At 43.3% G+C, this 21,430-nt stretch carries 19 protein-coding genes and 1 pseudogene; 9 read left to right on the forward strand and 11 right to left on the reverse strand.

Annotated elements, in window-relative coordinates; translation table 11 throughout:
- Positions 1–10: 10 nt before the first annotated feature.
- Positions 11–907 (reverse strand): 4-hydroxy-tetrahydrodipicolinate synthase, encoded by an 897-nt coding sequence (gene dapA / locus B3X18_RS01455; RefSeq protein WP_005017708.1) that lies wholly within the window; start codon positions 905–907, stop codon positions 11–13.
- Between the two features lie 708 nt (positions 908–1,615).
- Here dapA and mhpT point away from each other — a divergent pair.
- The 3 genes and pseudogenes from mhpT (at position 1,616) to B3X18_RS01470 (ending at position 4,687) form a co-directional block, all read left to right on the forward strand.
- Complete coding sequence (gene mhpT / locus B3X18_RS01460) at positions 1,616–2,818, forward strand: 3-(3-hydroxy-phenyl)propionate transporter MhpT (RefSeq protein ID WP_034688140.1); 1,203 nt, start codon at positions 1,616–1,618, stop codon at positions 2,816–2,818.
- A gap of 145 nt (positions 2,819–2,963) precedes the next feature.
- A complete protein-coding gene (pncA, locus tag B3X18_RS01465) occupies positions 2,964–3,608 on the forward strand; it encodes a bifunctional nicotinamidase/pyrazinamidase (protein WP_034669719.1) in 645 nt (214 codons plus the stop codon).
- A gap of 118 nt (positions 3,609–3,726) precedes the next feature.
- Positions 3,727–4,687, forward strand: a pseudogene (locus B3X18_RS01470) (bile acid:sodium symporter family protein).
- A gap of 402 nt (positions 4,688–5,089) precedes the next feature.
- On the opposite strand, the gene B3X18_RS01475 reads toward B3X18_RS01470, so the two are convergent.
- Positions 5,090–6,502: a PLP-dependent aminotransferase family protein gene (locus B3X18_RS01475; protein WP_034669722.1), complete on the reverse strand. Its 1,413-nt coding sequence runs from the start codon at positions 6,500–6,502 to the stop codon at positions 5,090–5,092.
- 112 nt (positions 6,503–6,614) lie between these two features.
- Here B3X18_RS01475 and B3X18_RS01480 point away from each other — a divergent pair, with 112 nt between their 5' ends.
- Positions 6,615–7,523 (forward strand): DMT family transporter, encoded by a 909-nt coding sequence (locus tag B3X18_RS01480; protein WP_034669724.1) that lies wholly within the window; start codon positions 6,615–6,617, stop codon positions 7,521–7,523.
- Positions 7,524–7,598: 75 nt separating this feature from the next.
- On the opposite strand, the gene glmS is transcribed toward B3X18_RS01480, so the two are convergent.
- The 8 genes from glmS to B3X18_RS01520 form a co-directional block, all read right to left on the reverse strand.
- A complete protein-coding gene (gene glmS / locus B3X18_RS01485; protein ID WP_005017717.1) occupies positions 7,599–9,437 on the reverse strand; it encodes a glutamine--fructose-6-phosphate transaminase (isomerizing) in 1,839 nt (612 codons plus the stop codon).
- Positions 9,438–9,448: 11 nt separating this feature from the next.
- Positions 9,449–10,813, reverse strand: coding sequence for a bifunctional UDP-N-acetylglucosamine diphosphorylase/glucosamine-1-phosphate N-acetyltransferase GlmU (gene glmU, locus B3X18_RS01490; RefSeq protein ID WP_005023967.1), 1,365 nt, complete (start codon positions 10,811–10,813; stop codon positions 9,449–9,451).
- Between the two features lie 21 nt (positions 10,814–10,834).
- The gene (locus B3X18_RS01495; protein WP_005404828.1) at positions 10,835–11,311 is read right to left on the reverse strand and encodes a phosphatidylglycerophosphatase A family protein; all 477 of its coding nucleotides are present in this window, start codon (positions 11,309–11,311) and stop codon (positions 10,835–10,837) included.
- Positions 11,312–11,333: 22 nt separating this feature from the next.
- Positions 11,334–12,251 (reverse strand): thiamine-phosphate kinase, encoded by a 918-nt coding sequence (gene thiL / locus B3X18_RS01500; RefSeq protein WP_034669727.1) that lies wholly within the window; start codon positions 12,249–12,251, stop codon positions 11,334–11,336.
- A 12-nt stretch (positions 12,252–12,263) separates the two neighbouring features.
- Complete coding sequence (gene nusB / locus B3X18_RS01505; RefSeq protein WP_034669731.1) at positions 12,264–12,713, reverse strand: transcription antitermination factor NusB; 450 nt, start codon at positions 12,711–12,713, stop codon at positions 12,264–12,266.
- Between the two features lie 3 nt (positions 12,714–12,716).
- Complete coding sequence (gene ribE, locus B3X18_RS01510; protein ID WP_005023974.1) at positions 12,717–13,187, reverse strand: 6,7-dimethyl-8-ribityllumazine synthase; 471 nt, start codon at positions 13,185–13,187, stop codon at positions 12,717–12,719.
- 11 nt (positions 13,188–13,198) lie between these two features.
- On the reverse strand, positions 13,199–14,320 hold the full coding sequence (gene ribBA / locus B3X18_RS01515) for a bifunctional 3,4-dihydroxy-2-butanone-4-phosphate synthase/GTP cyclohydrolase II (RefSeq protein ID WP_005017730.1): 1,122 nt from the start codon (positions 14,318–14,320) through the stop codon (positions 13,199–13,201).
- A 282-nt stretch (positions 14,321–14,602) separates the two neighbouring features.
- The gene (locus tag B3X18_RS01520; RefSeq protein ID WP_105919129.1) at positions 14,603–15,886 is read right to left on the reverse strand and encodes a hypothetical protein; all 1,284 of its coding nucleotides are present in this window, start codon (positions 15,884–15,886) and stop codon (positions 14,603–14,605) included.
- A 59-nt stretch (positions 15,887–15,945) separates the two neighbouring features.
- Here B3X18_RS01520 and serB point away from each other — a divergent pair, with 59 nt between their 5' ends.
- The 3 genes from serB (at position 15,946) to B3X18_RS01535 (ending at position 18,545) form a co-directional block, all read left to right on the forward strand.
- Entirely contained in the window at positions 15,946–17,166 is a 1,221-nt protein-coding gene (gene serB / locus B3X18_RS01525) for a phosphoserine phosphatase SerB (RefSeq protein WP_005017734.1), read from the forward strand.
- Between the two features lie 411 nt (positions 17,167–17,577).
- Positions 17,578–17,913 (forward strand): ciprofloxacin tolerance protein AciT, encoded by a 336-nt coding sequence (aciT, locus tag B3X18_RS01530; protein ID WP_005017736.1) that lies wholly within the window; start codon positions 17,578–17,580, stop codon positions 17,911–17,913.
- A 152-nt stretch (positions 17,914–18,065) separates the two neighbouring features.
- On the forward strand, positions 18,066–18,545 hold the full coding sequence (locus B3X18_RS01535) for an SCP2 sterol-binding domain-containing protein (protein ID WP_005023979.1): 480 nt from the start codon (positions 18,066–18,068) through the stop codon (positions 18,543–18,545).
- Between the two features lie 50 nt (positions 18,546–18,595).
- Here the strand turns inward: B3X18_RS01535 and dtd are convergent, their stop codons facing one another.
- Entirely contained in the window at positions 18,596–19,036 is a 441-nt protein-coding gene (gene dtd / locus B3X18_RS01540) for a D-aminoacyl-tRNA deacylase (protein WP_005023981.1), read from the reverse strand.
- Between the two features lie 206 nt (positions 19,037–19,242).
- On the opposite strand from dtd, the gene B3X18_RS01545 reads away from it, so the two are divergent.
- Together B3X18_RS01545 and B3X18_RS01550 are read left to right on the forward strand one after the other, a co-directional pair.
- Complete coding sequence (locus B3X18_RS01545; protein ID WP_005023983.1) at positions 19,243–20,763, forward strand: catalase; 1,521 nt, start codon at positions 19,243–19,245, stop codon at positions 20,761–20,763.
- Between the two features lie 198 nt (positions 20,764–20,961).
- Positions 20,962–21,387: an ankyrin repeat domain-containing protein gene (locus B3X18_RS01550; protein ID WP_372410837.1), complete on the forward strand. Its 426-nt coding sequence runs from the start codon at positions 20,962–20,964 to the stop codon at positions 21,385–21,387.
- Positions 21,388–21,430: the final 43 nt, after the last annotated feature.

Consider the following 21,430-nt stretch of genomic DNA (forward strand, 5'->3'; position numbering starts at 1 on the left):
CTTTGTGCTCTTATTCAAGTATACCCGCTGCTTTGAGGGCATCACGCAGTGGGGTGCGATACTGTTCTGCAAGTGGGGTCAGCGGCAAGCGAATACCAGTGCCAATCAGACCCATTTCATGAAGAGCCCATTTCACAGGAATTGGATTCGATTCACAAAATAGAATGTTATGTAAATTTGATACTTTATTGTTAAGTTCAAGAGCTAAAGTCTTATCTCCCTTGATTGCAGCTGCACAGATTTCACTCATGATCTTAGGTGCAATATTGGCAGTTACAGAAATATTCCCCTGAGCCCCGCCATGAATCAGCTCGCATGCTGTAGCATCATCACCTGAATATACTGAAATCTTGTTTTTCAGCCCTTCGATCAGTTTGCAGCCCCGCATAATATCGCCGGTAGCATCTTTAATACCAACAATCTGTGGAAGATCGGCTAGACGGATTACAGTTTCATTCTGCATGTCTACACCAGTACGACCTGGTACATTATACAAAATCTGTGGTAAATCGACAGCTTCAGCAATCGCTTTATAATGTTGATAAAGACCTTCTTGTGTCGGTTTATTATAATAAGGAGTCACCAGCAGGGCAGCATCTGCACCCAGTTCCTTGGCTTCTTTAGTCAGTTCGATGGCTTCGCGTGTTGAGTTCGCACCAGTGCCGGCAATAATAGGAATACGTTTGTTGGCCACACGAATGATTTCTTTGATCACCTGTGTATGTTCAGCCATACTTAAAGTCGATGCTTCACCTGTTGTGCCAACAGCAACAATGCTGTTAGTGCCTTGTTCTATGTGCCACTCAACCAGCTTCTCAAGACCCTTCCAATCTACGCTACCATCTTCAAACATTGGGGTGACAATGGCGACAATTGAGCCTTGAATGGTCTGTGCTTGCTGAGTCATTTTAAAAAAATATCCTTGTTGTCCATCCGGATAGTTTAAGAATTAAGTGTCTGGATGGTTGCAGTATTTTGAGTGTAAGCAAAATATGAACAGGCGTAGCCCATTGCATAATGCTTATGCAAATTATGACTGAACATCTGGTGAAGAACAATATACTTTCGCCAAAGCGATGAAAAACTTTGATGAAACATATTCAGGCGACCAAAAATTTTTAATTTCCAGTCTGATAATGAATTGAACCGAATTATTTTAATTTAGAAAACCTGTAGTTCAGGACAGTGAAATGACCAGGTAAATCATCAAATATTAAAATTAATAGTCTGGAGAGCCAGAAAGATAAAAATCACCTGATTAAGAGCTAATTGTGATGAGCTTATAGAGGAATATAATAAAAAAATTTTAAAATCTGATGTACTAAAACTACTCAAAAAATAATAAGTTATTGGTTTCAGCTATCAGAAAATCAGTAGAAGTTAGTCTAAAAATTAAAAAAATATAGTATTTACAGCTCTATTGTTGAGTTTTTTAGTCAGTATTATTTGCCAGTTATTGTTTTTATCACTATCTCAGTATTTTTATATTAGAAGAAAAGTCCAGTAATTAATAAAAAAAATAGAAATTTCTAGAATTTATGGCTAGTTATATTAAATGTTGGCCTTCTGGATGATGTGAGGCTAAGTCATCACCTCTACTTTAAGGATACGCTAGATGGGTGGATCAAATAAAAAGCATTCCATTATTACGGTGGTTATCTGTTTTTTAATTGCTGTCATTGAAGGGCTAGATATTCAGGCTGCGGGAATTGCAGCTGCCGGTATCCGTGAACATTTTAGGCTAGATAGCTCACAGTTAGGCATATTTTTTAGTGCAGGTATTCTGGGGCTGTTACCGGGCGCATTAATTGGGGGACGTTATGCGGACCAGATTGGCCGTAAAAAAGTTCTGATCTGGTCAGTTGCAACCTTTGCGGTATTTACTTTATGTACGGTATGGGTCAACAGTTTCTATAGCCTGCTATTGGTACGGTTGCTGGCAGGTGCAGGGCTCGGCGCGGCTATGCCGAATCTGATTACTCTGGCTTCAGAAGCCGTGAGTCCTGCCCAGCGTGGCCGTGCTGTAGGTTTAATGTATTGCGGTATGCCGGTCGGCGCTGCCGCACTATCCTATATCGCCAGTCTGGAGTTTGGAGCTGACTGGAAAAATATTTTCTACTTGGGTGGATTGCTACCGATTATTGTTATTCCGATCATGGTTAAATTTTTGCCAGAATCACATGAATTTTTGCAATCCCGACAATTACAACCCCGAATCGAAACACCAAGTTCATTTAAACCACTGTTCAACCAAGAAAATTTATTACGGACTTTGCTGGTATGGGGCAGTTATTTTTTGACCCTGATGGTGGTGTATATCATGTTAAGCTGGTTACCGTCCCTGTTTATGGAACTCGGTTTCTCGCGTAAAGAAGGCAGCACTGCACAGTTCTTCTTCATGGTCGCAGCTACCGTTGGTACAATTATTCTGGGTATTTTGACAGATCGCTGGAAAAAGGCCTATGTCATAGTCCTCATGTATGGCGGTATTGCTGCCGGGCTTTTTAGTTTAAATGCAGCGGGTTCCTTGCAGCAGATTTACTGGGCAGCTGCTTTAACTGGTGCTTTTGTCATTGGTTGCCAAGGGGTACTGTATGCGTTTGGCAGTATTGTTTATCCGACTAATATCCGGGCTAGTGGAGTAGGTATGGCATCTGCTGTAGGACGGGTTGGAGCTATGCTTGGGCCAGCAATTGCAGGTCAGTTGCTGTCTGCCGGTTTTGGTGCTGTTGGAGTCATTTCTGCAGCTATTCCCTGTATTATTATTTCAGCAATACTCATGCTGTTTTTAGTACGCTGCTTGCCTGCACAGACCTGAATCTGATCATTTAAAAGCCGGCATCTGCCGGGCTTTTTTATTGGTGTGACGAGAAAAACACAGAAATTCAACTTGTCTGGTTAAACTGTGCTGAAACCACGCTACACTATTTTAATTTTCAGATACAGCTTAGAGGAGCTACCGCATGCTTCCGCAAAACAGTGCTTTGATTATTGTCGATGTGCAAAATGGTTTTTGTCCCGGTGGCAATCTGGCAGTCAATGGGGCGGACCAGATTATTCCGCTAATTAACCGGCTGGCTCAAAAGTTTAAAAATATTATTCTGACTCAGGACTGGCATCCGGAAAATCATGTTTCATTTGCAAAAAACCATTTAAATAAAAAGCCTTATGACAGTATTGAGCTAGCTTACGGGACACAAGTACTGTGGCCGGCACATTGTGTTCAAGGCACTGACGATGCTGAGTTACATCCCTTGCTTAATGTTCCAGCTGCACAGCTGGTAATTCGAAAAGGATTTCATCCTGACATTGATAGCTACTCAGCTTTTCTGGAAGCAGACCAGGAAACTGTAACCGGTCTGGCAGGTTATTTAAAAGAACGCCGAATTGATACAGTATATATTGCAGGGATTGCTACAGACTTCTGTGTGGCCTGGACAGCAATGGATGCACGTCAATTCGGTTTTAATACTTTTGTAATTGAAGATGCCACCAAGGCAATTGACCTTGAGGGTTCACTTGAACAAGCCTGGCAGCAGATGCTCGATAGGGGCGTACAGCGTATCCAATCAGATGATTTATTTAAAGTCACAGTTCAAGATGAATGATGCGCTCAAAGAATATGGCAGAATGGGTGTTTAAACCCGCTTACCTCAACAGAAAAAGAATATTTTTATAGTAAAACTTTAAAGTTTGATTTTCTCTGTCAATACATGGATGAATTTTATGGCTGCCTTGTTACGCTTGACCCAGTTTATTCAGAAAACTTTTGCATTATGGGTTGTCCTGTTTGCAGGGATTGCGTTATTAGTGCCTGAGGCTTTTGTCTGGCTCAAGGCCTATATTACCTGGATGCTGGGTATTATTATGTTTGGCATGGGCATGACCATGACACCAAATGATTTTAAAAGCGTATTACAAAGCCCAAGAGCAGTAATCATTGGAAGCTGCCCAGTTCGTAGTCATGCCGGGCCTGGCGTTTATTTTATGTAAATTATTCCAGTTACCGCCTGAAATTGCCATTGGTGTCATTCTAGTCGGATGTTGCCCGGGAGGTACAGCTTCTAATGTAATTACTTATATGGCCAAGGGCAATACGGCGCTATCAGTAGCCTGTACCTCGGTATCTACCTTATTAGCACCTATTTTTACACCAGCAATTTTTTATGTATTGGCCAGCCAGTGGATTGAAATTAATGCTGCTTCTATGCTGGTTTCTATTTTGCAGGTGGTGCTATTTCCAATACTGCTAGGGCTTATTGTCCGTAGCTTACTTAAGCAAAAGGTAGAACAGTATATTCAGGTCATGCCTCTGGTTTCAGTGGTTGCTATTGTGGCCATTGTGGCTGCGATCATTGGTGGCAGCAAGGCTTCTATACTGGAATCCGGGTTAATGATTCTAGGAGTAGTCATGCTGCATAATACCTTGGGATATTTGTTGGGATTCTGGGCCAGTTGCCTGTTTAAGTTACCTTATGCAGACAGTAAAGCGGTGGCAATCGAGGTTGGCATGCAGAATTCAGGACTGGGTGTTGCACTTGCCGCCGTACATTTTGCTGCTTCACCAGTTACAGCAGTACCAAGTGCTATCTTTAGCCTCTGGCATAATATTTCCGGCCCGGCATTGGCAACTTACTGGGCCAGCCGAACTCGGCAGGAAGTAGCCCCACAGCGGCATGAGGAATAAATCTGGTTGTATCTAAACTGTGAACCCAGCTTTTCTCAGAGATGATCATTTAAAGAGCTAGAGTGGTAGTGTTCAATAAGAGTGCGCAATATTAAGCTCAATATAAGATAGATTGGTGACCAGACCGGTTTAAGCACTACATGCCCTTTAGCCGGTATAATATAAAATTTACCTGGCTTTAAACCACCAGATAAAACAGGTACAACTTATAGTCTTCACCCGGCCATACCATGTAGCGAGCGATAATATTGGAAAATAGACGTTACGCATAATCTTGAAAATTCATGAGTATTGAAGCTGTCAGTGGTACAAATATAACTGATCACCCAGAGACTAACTTTTCTAATCGGCTTATAGGATGGATATACTAGACATCTATACTAATCAGGAATAATCCTGCAGTTAAATGTCGGTGCTGCCAGCTCTGGATTGTTTGTTTAAGACTTTCTCCAGGATCTGGTAGATTTTCTTATGATTGGACTGTGCCACATTAAATCTTAGGAACTGGTTAGCGGTTGGTGATGAGCTGAATGCTCCGCCTGGTGCGAGAATTACGCCGTGTTTGAGCGAATCTTTAGAAATTTTATCCGCCTGATAGCCCGCAGGTAACTGGCACCAGAGAAACATACCTGCTTTAGGTAACAACCAAGGGTGAATATCCAGTTTCTTTAAGTTTCCTGCGGTTTTACTCATAGCCTCTGCCAGATGTAGGCGCAGCCAGTCTAGATGCTTGCGGTAGGCTGAATCTGTCAAGGCATGATAAATAATTTCAGTATTTAAATGATTGCTGTTAAAACAGGTAGCGATCTTTAGATCGATCAGGCGTTCAACCCATTCCGGTTTGGCAGCAATATAACCGCAGCGAATAGATGCTGACAGGGTTTTAGAAAAACTGCCAATCTGTATTACCTGATGAAAGCCATTTAATGCTGCATAACGGGGCGCCGGAATTAATTCAAGATCAGCAAAGATATCATCTTCTATAATAATCAGTTGAGCTGCCTCGGCCAGTTTGAGTATCTGGTATGCAGTAGAAATCGAGAGGCTGGCCCCGGTCGGGTTATGTATACCGGCATTGGTAATATAAAGTCGCGGCCGTTTAGCCAGTGCAGCTTGAAACGCTGCTATATCTGGACCCTGAGCTGTAAAAGGAACTGCTATGGTTTCGACTTTATGCACCTTGAGTAACGCGTGAAAGTTAAAATAGCAAGGGTCATCAATCAGGACAACATCACCTGGATTTAAAAAGAGCCGACAGATCAGGTCGATTGACTGTGTACCGCTATCAGATAAAATTATCTGCTCAGGTAGACTGTATACCCCTGTCATCTCCATACGTCTGGCAATCAGATGGCGTAAGGGTGCATAACCGGCAGGTGTAGAATAGCTGACCAGACCATAAGGTTCAGTTCGTGAGGTTTTTCTCAGTGCTTTTCGTAAAGCAGCTTCTGGCATCCAGTTTGCCGGCATCCAGCCACATCCTGGTTTAAGAGAATCTGGCTTTGCTTCAAGAGATTGCCGTGAGATCCAGAGCGGATCTATTTCCCGGGTCAAACAAGGTTCAACCGTATTTAAAGGATAAGCCCTGACCGACGAGCAAACAAAATAGCCCGCTCCGGCACGTGCTTCTATAAGTTCTTCCGTGACCAGCCGTTCATAAGCCTCTACAACGGTAGAGACCGAAAAATTAAATTCCTGGGCCATTGCCCGTACTGAAGGTAAGCGTGCCCCTGAGACCAGATGGCGGTTTGCCACTTTTTCACGCACACTTTGCATGACTATTTCTATTTTTGTTTTCTTTACATTATTTTCCATAACAGTGCCAATTTCTAGAGCAATACAGTATGTTTAAATTGTATGGGGCTGTATCTGTTAGTACAACTATAAGATGTCTTATAACATATCAACCGTTATAGGAAGATAGAGTATGTATAAGTCATCTAGAGGCTGGTTAAATGGGCTGATTGGCGTAATTATTTTTTCAGGCTCCCTGCCTGCAACCCGAGTCGCTGTAGCAGGTTTTACCCCAGAGTTTTTAACTGTTGCCCGTGCAGCAATTGCCGGATTGCTGGCCTTATTGGTCTTAAAAATATTGAAAGAGAAATGGCCTAAACGTACTTATGTGAGCTCTCTGGTAATTGTATCTTTAGGCGTTGTTATAGGCTTCCCTTTATGTACTGCACTTGCGTTGCAATACATTAGTGCATCATATTCAATTGTCTTTATTGCTCTGCTGCCCCTATCTACAGCTATTTTTGGGGTAATACGTGGTGAACAGTGGCCCCAGCCTTTATTTTGGCTATTTGCACTTCTGGGGAGCAGTGGTGTCATGGGTTTTATGCTGCTTAAAGTACAGGGTGAAAATAGCATGTCTGGAAACCTTTGGATGCTAGCTGCCATTACGGTTTGTGGACTGGGTTATGCTGAAGGAGGAAAACTGTCGAGACAGCTTGGCGGGTGGCAAGTAATTTCTTGGGCTTTGGTAATTTCTTTACCGCTTATGCTCATGCTGAGTTATGTCTATCTACCACAAAATTTTAGCCAGATTACTATTTCTGAGCTACTGGCGCTGTTATATGTCGCTTTCTTTAGTATGTTTCTCGGTTTTATTTTCTGGTATCAAGGCTTGGCACAAGGTGGGGTACTGGCAGTAGGACAATTACAACTGCTACAACCGTTTTTAGGTTTAGGCTTGTCTGCTTGGTTATTGAATGAAACCGTAAGCCCGATAATGTGGGGGATTTCACTCATGGTTGTCATTTGCGTAGCAGGAGCTAAAAAATTTTCGGTATATCCCTCGTCTACTAATTCTATAAACAATGTAAAACAATCTTAATTATGAAGATGATCATTTCTTTTAAATAATAAAAAAGAGAGCAATAAACTCTCTTTTTTATTATCAGATATTAAATTATTCAACAGTAACGGACTTGGCTAAATTACGTGGCTGGTCCACATCAGTACCACGTAGCACTGCAACATGGTAAGACAATAGCTGCACTGGAACACTATATACAATAGGCGCCAAGCAGGCAGTTACAGTGGGAATGCTGACCACATGCTGACGCTCTTTTTCCTGTATACCGCTGTTCTCATCTGCAAAAACAAATAATTCTCCACCACGCGCCTGTACCTCTTCCATATTCGATTTTAATTTATCGAGCATGTCATCTTGTGGCGCGAGAATAACTACTGGCATATCGTTATCTACCAATGCCAGTGGGCCGTGTTTTAATTCTCCTGCTGCGTAGCCTTCAGCATGGATATAGGAAATTTCTTTCAATTTAAGCGCGCCTTCTAGCGCGATCGGATAATGAATTCCCCGGCCTAAAAACAGACAATGCTGTTTTTCTACAAACAGCTCAGAGAGACGTAAAATCTCACTGTCATGTTGCAAGGTATCCAGTATTACTTTTGGACAGTGCCATAATTCTGCCGTAATCTCAGCAATCTGCTGAGCACTAATACTTTGCTTGACCTGACCGACTTTTAATATTAACAGCATTAATGCCGCCAGCTGGGTAGTGAAGGCCTTGGTTGAGGCGACACCAATTTCTGGCCCTGCCAAAGTCAGCAGATAATGATCTGTTTCACGTACCATTGATGAAGTTGCAACATTACAAATCGTCATGGTGGTAATAGGGATATTTTTCTCGGCAGCCCGTTTTTTGGTATCACGCAGGGCAGCAAGTGTGTCGGCAGTTTCACCAGACTGAGAAATACAGATATATAGGGTATTTGCTATAATTACCGGCGAACGATAACGGAATTCGCTGGCGATTTCGACTTGGCAGGACAGCCCGATAATCTGTTCAAACCAGTATTTGGCAATCATCCCGGCATGATAGCTGGTGCCACAGGCAATAATCTGTACCTGCTGGATATTCTTGAAATCATTTTCAGCACTTTCCAGAAAATCTTCACGCAGGTGGTCACTATTTAGAGCCTGAGATATTGTCTGCTGAATCGCTTCCGGCTGCTCATAAATTTCTTTGAGCATATAGTGCTTATATTCACCTTTAGATGCATTGCTTACTGTAGCATCCAGCTCTTTTACCGGACGGTCAATACGCTGGCCATGAGCATAAACTTCAATACTGTTACGGGTGAGGCGTGCAATATCACCTTCTTCCAGATAGATAAAACGGTTAGTGATCGGAAGCAATGCCAGCTGGTCAGAGCTAATAAAGTTCTCGCCAATACCTACTCCAATCACAAGAGGTGAGCCTTCACGTACTGTAATTAACTCATCCGGATGATCAGTATGGATAATTCCCAGTGCATAGGCACCTTTTAACTGTGGAACCACCTGATTAACTGCTTCCAGCAGATTTGAGGTTGATTTAAGGGCATCATTAACCAGATGTGCCACTACTTCGGTATCGGTCTGTGAGGTGAAAACATAGCCGAGAGCTTCCAGATCATCTTTGAGTTCCTGGTAATTCTCAATAATACCGTTATGAACAACTGCAACATTACCAGAGATATGCGGGTGAGCATTATCTTCAGTCGGTTTACCATGAGTGGCCCAGCGCGTATGAGCAATACCGACCGAACCGCTAATCTGGCTGTCACGAACTGCCTCTTCCAGCATGGCTACTTTACCGACACGGCGTTCGCGTACAATCTGGCCATTATGCAGCAGGGCAACACCGGCTGAGTCATAACCCCGGTATTCAAGGCGTTTTAGGCCTTCAATTAAAATATTAATAATATTACGTTCAGCAACGCCACCAACAATACCGCACATAGTTTATTCCTCTATTTTTTAATTTTTTGTGGACGCTGATAGTTTTCTTTGGAGAGCTGTTTGGCACGTTCAAAAGCCAGAGAATAATCTTCAACATCACGGGTAATGACTGAGCCTGCACCAACTGTTGCGCCATTACCTATTCTGACCGGGGCAACCAGTGAGCTATTTGAACCGACAAAGGCCTCATTACCAATAATGGTCTTATGCTTGTTGGCACCATCATAATTACAGGTAATTGTGCCTGCACCAATATTGGAATTTTCGCCGACTTCAGCGTCCCCTAAATAAGTAAAATGATTGGCTTTCGAGCCTGTACCGATAGAGGTATTTTTCACTTCAACAAAATTACCAATATGTACATCATTGCCAAGTTTTGCGCCCGGACGAAGGCGGGCAAATGGCCCAATCTGGGTATTTTCACCCACTACCGCGTTTTCAAATACGCTATATGGCTGGACTTTGGTTCCAGCCGCAATTTTAGTATTTTTGAGAACACAGCCTGCGCCAATCTCGACAAAATCACCGAGTTCACAGTCGCCCTCAATAATGACATTAATATCAATTCGCACATCTTGGCCGGCTTTTAATGTTCCACGTAAATCAAAGCGTGAAGGATCAATCAAATGCACCCCTTGCTGCATAAGATCTTTCGCCTGCTGCTGCTGAAAATCGCGTTCCAGTGCAGAAAGTTGCAGGCGGTCATTTATTCCTTCAACTTCAAATGCCAGTTCTGGTTGAATTGATGCAATCTCCAGACCGTCTGCCACGGCCATCGCTACAATGTCAGTCAGGTAATATTCACCCTGTACATTGTCATTGGAAAGCTGCGGCAGCCACTGATGCAGCTTGGCATTACTAACACAATAAATACCGGTATTGATTTCATTAATCAGACGCTGCTCATCCGACGCATCTTTGTGCTCGACAATTGCCTGAATTTTGCCACTTTCACGTACAATTCGGCCATAACCTGCTGGATTGTCTACAGTTAAAGTAATCATGCCAATACCGGTTTCTCTGGATGCCTCCAGCAGCTGTTCTAATGTCTGCTGGCGCACTAACGGCACATCACCATATAGAATCAGGGAAATACCTTCTTTAGGTAATACTGGTAGCGTCATTTGAACCGCATGTCCGGTTCCGAGCTGTTCTGCCTGTTCTACCCATTGAATTTTTTCTTCAACAAATGCATCTTGAACCAGTTGGCCACCATGGCCATAAATCGTAATAATATTTTCAGCTTGTAGTTTTTTTGCGGTCTCAATCACATGACCAAGCAATGGACGCCCTGCCAGAGGTTGTAAGACTTTAGGTAAATGGGAACGCATTCGGGTTCCTTTACCTGCCGCAAGAATAATAACGCTTGTAGACATGAGTAATCCTAAAAAATAGGGTTAAATCCTGGAAAAATATAAATAAATTAATATACAGAGTGCAGCCCAGATACCCGCGATAATATCATCAAGCATAATACCAAAGCCACCATGTACCCGGCGGTCAACTACCCGGATTGGCCAAGGCTTCCAGACATCGAACAAACGGAACAGGGCAAAACCGATAAGAACCCACAGCCAATTCATCTGACCTAGATACACCAGTGGTAAAAATGAAATAGACTGTCCAGCAAATTCATCCCAGACAATGCGGCCATCGTCATGTACACCCATGAGTTCAGCAGTACGCCCGCACAGATAAATACCTAGCAGTGACATCAGTACAATGATCAAGACACTGTTAAAAAAACCTAGTGCCAGCCAAGCGGGTATAAACAGCAAGGCAAAAGCAGAACCAAACGTACCCGGAGCCTTAGGTGCTAGACCTGAACCGAAACCTACGCCACAAAATACAATACAGCGCTGTGTCCAGGTCATCTGTTTAAATTTGATGGAAGGTTTATGCAAAATGTTGATATCCGTGAAACTGAAACGGATGGTCTATGCCATCTTTTTCAAAAGTTAAGCCGAGCCGCTCAGTAATATGCCCGATTTTGCTAATTTTTACATGACTTTGTTGTTGTAAAAGTTTTTCATAAGCTGTCGGACTCAGCGTAAAGCAAAGCTCATAGTCATCGCCACCAGCTAAGGCATACTGGAACTTTTCATTTAAAGAGAGCTGCTGTAGTACAGGATCAAGTGGCAGACACTCGAGTTCGATCTGTGCGCCTACATGCGATGCCTGTAAAATATGACCTAAATCCTGTGCCAGTCCGTCTGAAATATCGATCATGGCTGAGGCCATGCCTTTAAGCTGCTGGCCAAGTTCACAGCGTGGTGTTGGATAATCTAGCCGTTTTTGCAGAGGATGTCCGGGATGTTGCAGACCATAAGCTGCATCTCCAACCTGCCCACTTACACAGATATAATCACCTGCCTGGGCTCCGCTACGTGTAATGGCCTGTCCGGCTTCAACCCAGCCCAATGCAGTAATACTGATAGTTAGATGTGGACCCTGAGTGGTATCACCACCAATCAGGCTGACACCAAACTGCTGGCAGCAGTCAAATAGGCCTTGGCTAAAAGCCTGTAACCACTCGTGATCTACCTGTGGCAAAGTTAATGCCAGTAAAATACTGTGTGGTTTGGCACCCATGGCAGCAATATCAGAAAGATTTACCGCGACACTTTTCCAGCCAATGGCATGGGCAGAGGTCGAGAGCGGGAAATGACGGCCGGCCACGAGTGTATCGGCACAAATGACCAGTTGCTGGCCGGGAGGAGGGGAGACCAGAGCCGAGTCATCTCCAATACCTAAATCAACCTGACTATGATGATTACGGTTAAAGTAGGTCTGAATTAAGGAAAACTCGGCCATCGTCAACAGCTTTTATTCAGCTTGCTGTTTTTCTGCCGCACGCAGACTTTGTGCCAGACGGTCAAGTACACCATTAATGTATTTATGACTATCTGCACCACCAAAATGCTTGGCTAGTTCGATCGCTTCATCCAGTACGACCCGGTAAGGAATTTCAAGATGATCCCGTAGCTCGTAAGCGCCCAGACGTAACGTAGCCAGTTCTACACCATCAAGTGCACCAAGCTCACGGTCAAGTACCGGAGCCAATAAGGTATCAAGTGCTTCATGCTGGGCAACAACTTGCGTAAGCAGCTCATGATAATAGCCAAGGTCGACCTTATGCATGGCATTTTCAGCACGGGTACGAGCTTCAATTTCATGCACTGGATTATGGCTCATTTGCCATTCATATATACCTTGTACAGCAAAACGGCGTGCTTTGCGTTTTGCTGCATAAGTTGCTTGAAGAGTTTGCGACATCTTTTAGATTGCCTTTAACAAGTTAACCATTTCAATAGCAGTCAGGGCAGCTTCGCTACCTTTATTACCTGCTTTTGTACCAGAGCGTTCAATCGCCTGTTCAATACTGTCCGTAGTTAATACACCGTTGATCACTGGCAAGCCAGTATCTAGTCCAACTACGCCCAAGCCCTTGGCACATTCACCGGCTACAAAGTCAAAATGTGGTGTACTGCCGCGAATCACTGCGCCTAGCGCAATAATCGCATCAAATTTGTTTGTTGCAGCTAGTTTTTTTGCAACTACTGGCAGTTCCCAAGCACCCGGTGCGTGAACAACAGTAATATTCTCTTCAGATACACCATGACGTTTCAGTGTATCAATCGCACCTTCTAACAGATGTTCTACAACAAAGCTGTTAAAACGGCCGACCAGAATCGCGTAACGGCCTTCGCTCGCGAGATGTAATAAACCTTCAATACGGCGAATCGCCATAGCAACCTCGATTATTTAACTAAAGTTTGATCTGCGGTGATATATTCCACCACTTCCAGATTAAAGCCGGACAGGGCATTAAAGCGTAATGGCGAGCTAAGTAGCTGCATTTTCTCTACCCCCAGATCCCGTAAAATTTGTGCCCCTACCCCAATAGTCTGATACTGCTGCGATAACGCTGCGTTCGATTTTATCGGTTTAGGCTTGTTCAGGCTTTCAAGCGCAGGGCCCAAGTCCTGCAAGTGACGCTGTCCGATCCAGACCAGTACACCACGTTCGCTATCAGCAATGGTTTTTAAGGCACGGTCCAGATTCCAGGCCGGCTCGCCTTCCTGCTTGTTAAGTTTCAGCAGATCACGAGCTGGATTAAAACCATGCACACGAACCGTAGTGACCCCTTCTTTAGGCTCACCTTTTACTAGCGCCAGATGAATATCCGGGTTACCGATTTCACGATAACGATACAGGTCAAAAGTTCCATATTCAGTGTCGATACTTTGCTGGTCAATACGTTCGATAGTCTGTTCATTGGTCATGCGGTAATGAATCAGGTCTGCGATTGTACCAATTTTCAGCCCATGTTTTTCAGCAAAAATTTCCAGATCCGGACGGCGTGCCATTGTACCGTCTTCTTTAATAATTTCACAAATGACTGAAGCTGGTTCCAGTCCTGCCAGTCTTGACAGGTCGCAGCCTGCTTCTGTGTGTCCGGCGCGGTGCAAAACACCTCCCGGTTGAGCCATTAATGGAAAAATATGCCCTGGCTGGACAATATCACTTGGTTTGGCATGGGCGGCTACCGCAGTACGAATCGTGTGAGCTCGTTCAGCTGCTGAAATACCAGTTGTGATACCCTCTGCCGCTTCAATGGACAGCGTAAAGTTTGTTCCGTGCTGGGCACCGTTAGAATCCACCATCAGTGGCAGATCCAACTGCTTGCAGCGTTCGCGGCTTAAAGTCAGACAAACCAGACCACGCGCATGCGTAATCATAAAATTAATATCTTCAGGGCGTACGTGCGTGGCGGCCATCACTAAATCGCCTTCATTTTCACGATCTTCATCATCCATCAGGATGACCATTTTTCCTGCACGGATATCTGCAACGAGCTCTTCTACAGTATTGAGCGGCATCTATCTAGACCCTCTTTTTTTGTCTTGCTGACAATAAATTGCATTGATAAGCCATAGTCTAACGTGTTTTAACTATATTTGCCTATGCTTATGATATGGATGTTCTGGTTCTCTGTTATACACACCCTAATAGCCCTTTGAAAAGAGTGGAGATTTTAAAACAGAGCTGAATATGCTTAATCTTTGCTCACCTGGAAGATTTTAGGTCTGTGTGCCAAGGGTTTTAGACTGAAATAAAAAAACCTGACCTATATACAGATCAGGTTTTTGTTTTCAGAGAAACTAGACTTGTTCTGAACGTACTTTTTTACCCATCAGGATTTCAGTACGGATTTGCTGTGCAAGTTCAGCAGACTCAGTATTTAAACCATTGAGCATAAATGCATTTCGGGTAAGGACATTACTCGGATTTGGCATTGGCATCAGCTGGTAATTCTGGCTGATGTCTTTAAGCTGTTCATTATTGAGATATAAAGCAGTTTCCTTGGCATTGAGCTGCTGGGCCAGACGTTCAGCAGCTTGCTGGGCGTTGAGCTGCATTGCCTCAACCGCGGTTGCAACCGCACTCCGTGTTTGCAGGGCAAAGCGTTTGTCTTCACGGTAACGTTTATACAGTACATCTGAAAGTAACTGGAATACCGTGCCTACCATAAGCAGGCACTCAACTGCCGGTTTGGAATCAGCAGAGACAGAAACGACTGCACCATTCTGGTTAAATTCCTGTCGAATTTCCAGATTGCTACTGCGTAGATGATAATGCTGTGCACACAGCTCAATACTTTTATTCAGAAAAATCTGACAAAGCTTAAAGTAAGGCACAGAAACGGACTGGTTTACGCTACTAAGCAACTGTTTTGGATCATAGAACTGAATGCTTAATGCCACTCGCTGATCATTATCTGAAGTTATTTCGGCAGTTCTGGCTTTAGGTAATGGCTGGGCTTTAGCCTGCTGCTGTACCTGGGCCACCATCAGGGCAGAATTATGTTTCTCTAGTTCAAGGGCCTGGGTCAACTGCTGAATTTCATGTTTCAAGCGTGACTCATTGTTGATCCGTGCCAGATATTCGCTACGGCTTGGACGCGCAACTGCCCGGTAAGCCAGCCATAACAGCACATGTATAAACAGTGATGCCAGAATTGCCAGCCACTGGGTCCGTAAAATTTCACCAATACTGGGTTTAATCAGACTGACCTCAATACTGCCTACTTTCTTTTCATTTTGCAGCGCATCACGCACAAATACTTCACCCTGACGGGTTTTAGCCATGCCACTTGATGCTAAAAGCTGGTTGTTGGCATCCAGAATGCGAATAGATGCCACACTTGGATTGGTCGCATAACGGTTGGCGACCAATGCCAGCGAAACCGGGTTGGGGGGATCCAGCTCTGCCAGAGAGTCACTGACCAGTTGACTGGTCATCAGCTGGCCTTGGCTGGCCCGATTCTCATTGAGTTGATGGGTTGTTGCAAGAACCAGTAAAAAGGTATGCAATGCAAAACTTATTATCAGCAGGCTAGCAAATAGCCCTTGTCTAGGCGCATTCAACGTAAACTTCCAAGGCAATTATATTTGATTTCGATTATGATTCTTACAATAGTTGTAGCTCAGACCCGAGTCAATTCATGCGAGAAATCATTCTTATATCATTTTTAGGACCTGATCAACCCAACCAGTTTACGCGATTAATGCAGGTATTGTCCGTACATTCCTTGCAAATTCTGGATGTGGGGCAGGCCGTTATTCACAATCAGCTCACCTTAGGTATTGTAGTCGCGTCAAACGACCAGACTGCAACAGCTCTGGCAATGAAAGAGATTTTGATTTTAGCACATGATATTGGTTTAACTGTGCGCTTTAAACCAATCTCAAGCACAGAATACGAACAATGGGTGAATGAAGGTGGCCGAACCCGTTATATTGTCACGGCTTTAGCACCTGAACTGTCAGCTTCGCATTTACAAGCTGTTACGAATATTGTCTCAGGGCAAGGCTTTAATATCGAAACAGTCACCCGTCTATCGGGACGGCCTCATCTGAATCATGAACAGGTAGAACCTAAGCGTAGTTGCATACAGTTTGGCTTGAGCGGACAAATGCTTGATGCCGCAGCTATGCGAGCTGCCTGTCTGAGGCTCTCAACTGAACTTAATGTTGATGTTGCTGTACAAGAAGATAATGCTTATCGGCGTAACCGACGCCTGGTCTGTTTTGATATGGATTCCACCCTGATTGAACAGGAAGTCATTGATGAATTGGCAATAGAAGCTGGTGTTGGTGCACAGGTTGCTGAAATTACCGAGCGTGCCATGCAGGGTGAACTCGATTTCCAGCAGAGTTTCCGTGCACGGGTTGCTCTGCTTAAAGGGCTAGATGCCGAAGTTCTACCAAAAATTGCTGAGCGACTGACAGTGACAGAGGGTGCAGAACGTCTGATTTCAACGTTAAAAGCTTTGGGTTATAAAACTGCTATTCTTTCGGGTGGTTTTCAGTATTTCGCAGAATATTTACAGGCCAAACTCGGGATTGACGAAGTACATGCCAATATACTTGATGTAGAAAATGGCCGTGTCACTGGTGAAGTGAAAGGACATATAGTCGACGGTGCCCGCAAAGCCTTCTTACTGCGTGAACTGGCAGAAAAAATGGGTATTTCCCTGGAACAGGCAATTGCTGTTGGAGATGGTGCTAATGACTTGCCTATGCTTTCAATCGCGGGCTTAGGGGTGGCTTTTCGTGCCAAACCTCTAGTACGGCAAAATGCTAATCAGGCAATTTCGAGTGTAGGCCTAGATGGTGTTCTTTATTTACTGGGTGTACACGATAAGGACTTGAATCGTGCCTGATGCGTAAATACAGTTACAACTTGTGCGACTCAGGAGTCGCACTTTTTGTTGGTAAACTTCTGATAAACAGATAGTTAATAAAAAATAATCTTGGTTTGTATATGTGTAGATTAAACTAAAAAATTATTTTTTGCTCAAAAAAGCAACATATTTTTTTGTAATGACGCGCCAAGATTGATACAGCTTGGGATAAGACATTTCTATATTTTTTTTTAATGTAATGACAAAAGAATGTTGCGACAAGGTATGTCGTGTAATCGGAATTCAGGGCTTTTTTTCTATAGAAAACTCTTCATAATGCCAACAAGTACAAAACAGGCTAAGCAGAATAATCAATTTTGCAGGGCATTTGGGGAATAACATGATGGTCTAAGAAAGGGCCTAACGACATCATTAATGACGGAGATTGGTATGTGGACAGCGAATTATGCAACCATCATGGGATTTGGTTTAATTGTTGCTGCACTTGTTGCTGTTTTCTTTTCGCCTTACCGTCGTTGGCTGAGTTTTATGCTTGCCGGTATGGTATTCTGGGGTCTACTGGAAATGGTACGTTTTGGTATTCAATCAGTTTTTATTATTCCACTCACTTACAGTTATTTATGTGCACTCAGCCTGGCCATGCTGGCGATTACCATGCTCTTGCTGCGTGAAGACCACCGTGCACAAAAAGCCTTGGCTAAACGCCAGTACATTGAGCATACTCCAGTTTATGAAGACGACCAGCAACAGTGTTCAAGTCGCTAAAAATAAGCTGACTTAACAAAAAAGGTGTACCTGTCCGTACACCTTTTTTTACGTTTGATAATTTTTAATATACAAAGACTTTATTTAAAAATAAGCTTTTATGCTACGATCATAAGATTATTTTTTATAAGAATATAATAGGCGCGCATGTCATGAAACTCTCTTCAATTCCTGTTGTTCACTTGCCTCTGGTTGACCTGAGTACTGATCCTCTCGATTTACTCCTGATGGGATTAGCTCTACGTATGAAGCAATTGGCCCGTACCAGTCCAAAGTTTATTGAACTGACCCATGATCGCCAGTTCCGTATCCAGATTGGGACAGAACAGGGGATGGCACGTCAGTTTGTCATTAATCATGGGCAAGTAGAAACTGTATCTGGTTCTGCTGAAAAAGCTGACTTTATTTTACAGTTTGCAGATAGTGAGCAGGGGGTGAAGACGCTGCTTAAAGGTGATCCAACTGCTTTTATGACAGGGATGCAAAATGGCAGTATTAAAATGGAAGGTGATTTTGGTTTACTGGTCTGGTTTAACCAGGTAGCAAAACTGCTTCCACCTAAACTGCCAAAGCCGGTTAAAGAAAAAATTAAAATGGCTCGCCAGTTTTTAAAGGAAAAAACGGGTAAATAGTAAAACCCAGCCCTCTTAAAATAGAGGGCTTCTTTATATTTTTTTAAAAATTACTCTATTTCAAGATTGAAGGTAACCGGGCCATCATTTACCAGATGGACTTTCATATCTGCTGCAAAAATACCGGTTTGTACATTCTCAAATTGAGACTTCGTGTAGGCAACCAGGTCTTCATAAAGTACTTTAGCTTCACTCGGTGGCATCGCTGGTCCAAAGTCCGGACGTAACCCTTTTTGGGTTTGAGCCATCAGGGTAAACTGGGAAACCAGTAGAATACCACCCCCTACCTGACTGACATTCCAACCCATTTTTCCCTGCTCATCATCAAAAAACCGATATTTTAAAATTTTATCGATTAATTTCTTACCCGTATCCAGCGTGTCTTCTTTCCCTAATCCTAAAAATACCAGAATCCCATGACCAATTTCACCGGTAGTTTTGCCTTCCACTATGACTTTGGCCTCAAGTACACGCTGTAATAATGCCCGCATCTCACTCTCTTTTTTGCTTATTTAAAGACTGGGTTAATAGTGTATCAGAACTCGATTTCTAAACTTGAATATATATTTTATTCATATTATACAACATCTTATTTTTAAATATTTGAATAATCGATTATATTTATTTTTATTATCATTTTTAACTATTTGAAAGACTCTAGTAAAGTGCCGCTGCAGAAAATTAAAGAGATGATGTTATGTTTAAGCGTTCATTACTGGCCGCCATGCTGGGTGTTACCATGTCAGCAAGTTACGCAGCGCCTTTGACCAAAGACAATGGAGCACCTGTAGGGGATAACCAGAATTCAATCACTGCCGGCGAGAATGGCTCAACTTTGCTTCAGGATGTACAGCTGATTCAAAAATTGCAGCGTTTTGGTCGTGAGCGTATTCCTGAGCGTGTAGTACACGCACGTGGTACAGGAGCATATGGCGAGTTTATTGCGACAAAAGACTTATCGGACTTAACGGTTGCATCACTATTTAAAGCAGGAATCAAAACACCGGTTTTCTTGCGTTTCTCTACCGTAATCCATCCTAAAGGTTCACCAGAGACATTACGTGATCCGCACGGTTTTGGCCTGAAGTTTTACACTCAGGAGGGCAACTGGGACCTGGTCGGCAACAACCTGCCTGTATTTTTTATTCGCGATGCTATTAAATTTCCCGACTTTATTCATGCCATGAAGCCAAGCCCGGTGACAAATGTTCAGGATCCAAACCGTGTGTTTGACTTCCTGCAAAGTCAGCCTTGGGCTGTAAATATGCTGACCTACGTGTATTCTAACCTCGGTACTCCAGTCAGCTACCGTAACCTGGATGGCTTCGGTGTGCATGCTTTCAAACTGTACAATGCTAAAGGCGAGTATAAGTATGTGAAATTCAATTTCCGTACTCAACAGGGGCTTAAAGGCATGAACATGGAACAGACTCGTGAGATGCAAGGTAAGGACTTTAATCATCTGACCAATGACCTGTACAACAATATTTATGCCGGAAACTATCCAAAATGGGATTTATATATTCAGGTACTTGACCCGAAAGATCTGAACAAATTCGACTTTAATCCACTGGATGCTACTAAAATCTGGCCCACTCACCTGATTCCAGAAGTTAAAGTAGGTACTTTGACGCTAAACCGTATGCCGAAGAATTTCTTTAATGAAACTGAACAGTCGGCATTTGCACCAGGTAATCTGGTTCCAGGCATTGAGCCTTCTGAGGACCGTCTGCTACAGGGCCGTATCTTCTCTTATTCAGATACCCAGATGTACCGTTTAGGTGCAAACCATCAGCAGATTCCAGTAAACCGTCCTCTGGTCAAAGTCAATAACAATAACCAGGAAGGCTTCATGAATGTATCTGAACGTGATTCAGATGTGAACTATGAACCAAGCCGCAAGGAACCTAAACCTTCAACCACACATGCCAAAGCAGTCATGACACCACTTGAAGGAAGTGTATTACAGCAGGCAATCAAGAAAGAGCAATCATTCAAACAGGCCGGTGAACTCTATCGCTCCTATTCAGCGGTTGAAAAAAATGACCTGATCCGTAACTTGGCAGCTGATTTGGGTGCAGTAAAAGATACCGAAACCAAACACATCATGCTGTCCTACTTTTATAAGGCAGATGCAGAGTATGGTACACGGCTGACCCAGGCGGTAAAAGGTAACCTGGCTACTGTTAAGGCAAAAGCAGAGCAACTGCAAGACTAAGTCCGGTCAGTCCTTCAGTGAGGTAAGGTGAGTTAACTTAATCACCTTTACCTCATACGGTGCACTAGTTTTAAAGTGGAGTGATTACAGCAATATGTTAGAGATATTTTATTATTTTGAAGACTAAGGGGAATCCTGATGAGTTTTTTAAAAAGCACTTTCCTGATTTCACTATTTTGCCTGAGCAGTACCGTCGTGATGGCCGAAGTAGCTGAGTCTCCTGTGCAAGACAGTAAGCTGCCAGCCCAGCAGGAACTGGTTGATCTTTTCTTCGCTGCTGCAAAAACAGGAAATAAAGAAGTAATTGATGAATTCCTAAAATATGGATTTCCGGTCGATAGCAGAAATCATGCAGGTTTTACTCCCTTGATGATGGCAACTTACTATGGCCAGCAAAATATTGTCAGCACATTATTGGCATCCGGGGCTGACCGCTGTGCCAGAGACAATAAAGGTAATACAGCCTTGATGGGTGCTATTTTTAAAATGGAATGGGCAATTGCCAGACAGCTGCGTAAGGTCGACTGTGATATGAATACACAGCAGCCCGGACAAAAAACTGTAGCAGAATTTGCTAAAGTGATTGGACAGGAACAGGCTCTTAAAGAGCTATTGAACGAATAATATATGCTGGCTAAGTTTTTAAAATATAGATAAAAATTTAGCG

Source organism: Acinetobacter sp. UBA6571, assembly GCF_002434085.1.
GTDB lineage: Bacteria > Pseudomonadota > Gammaproteobacteria > Pseudomonadales > Moraxellaceae > Acinetobacter > Acinetobacter radioresistens.

Coding starts and splice junctions, on each gene's coding strand:
- B3X18_RS01480 (WP_034669724.1), top strand. CDS start 6,615: ATGTATAAGTCATCTAGAGGCTGGTTAAATGGGCTGATTGGCGTAATT.
- pncA (WP_034669719.1), top strand. CDS start 2,964: ATGCTTCCGCAAAACAGTGCTTTGATTATTGTCGATGTGCAAAATGGT.
- nusB (WP_034669731.1), bottom strand. CDS start 12,713: ATGTCGCAAACTCTTCAAGCAACTTATGCAGCAAAACGCAAAGCACGC.
- B3X18_RS01545 (WP_005023983.1), top strand. CDS start 19,243: ATGTTTAAGCGTTCATTACTGGCCGCCATGCTGGGTGTTACCATGTCA.
- glmS (WP_005017717.1), bottom strand. CDS start 9,437: ATGTGCGGTATTGTTGGTGGCGTTGCTGAACGTAATATTATTAATATT.
- serB (WP_005017734.1), top strand. CDS start 15,946: ATGCGAGAAATCATTCTTATATCATTTTTAGGACCTGATCAACCCAAC.
- dapA (WP_005017708.1), bottom strand. CDS start 907: ATGACTCAGCAAGCACAGACCATTCAAGGCTCAATTGTCGCCATTGTC.
- ribBA (WP_005017730.1), bottom strand. CDS start 14,320: ATGCCGCTCAATACTGTAGAAGAGCTCGTTGCAGATATCCGTGCAGGA.
- aciT (WP_005017736.1), top strand. CDS start 17,578: ATGTGGACAGCGAATTATGCAACCATCATGGGATTTGGTTTAATTGTT.
- glmU (WP_005023967.1), bottom strand. CDS start 10,813: ATGTCTACAAGCGTTATTATTCTTGCGGCAGGTAAAGGAACCCGAATG.
- B3X18_RS01475 (WP_034669722.1), bottom strand. CDS start 6,502: ATGGAAAATAATGTAAAGAAAACAAAAATAGAAATAGTCATGCAAAGT.
- mhpT (WP_034688140.1), top strand. CDS start 1,616: ATGGGTGGATCAAATAAAAAGCATTCCATTATTACGGTGGTTATCTGT.
- B3X18_RS01535 (WP_005023979.1), top strand. CDS start 18,066: ATGAAACTCTCTTCAATTCCTGTTGTTCACTTGCCTCTGGTTGACCTG.
- ribE (WP_005023974.1), bottom strand. CDS start 13,187: ATGGCGATTCGCCGTATTGAAGGTTTATTACATCTCGCGAGCGAAGGC.
- B3X18_RS01550 (WP_372410837.1), top strand. CDS start 20,962: ATGGCCGAAGTAGCTGAGTCTCCTGTGCAAGACAGTAAGCTGCCAGCC.
- dtd (WP_005023981.1), bottom strand. CDS start 19,036: ATGCGGGCATTATTACAGCGTGTACTTGAGGCCAAAGTCATAGTGGAA.
- B3X18_RS01495 (WP_005404828.1), bottom strand. CDS start 11,311: ATGACCTGGACACAGCGCTGTATTGTATTTTGTGGCGTAGGTTTCGGT.
- thiL (WP_034669727.1), bottom strand. CDS start 12,251: ATGGCCGAGTTTTCCTTAATTCAGACCTACTTTAACCGTAATCATCAT.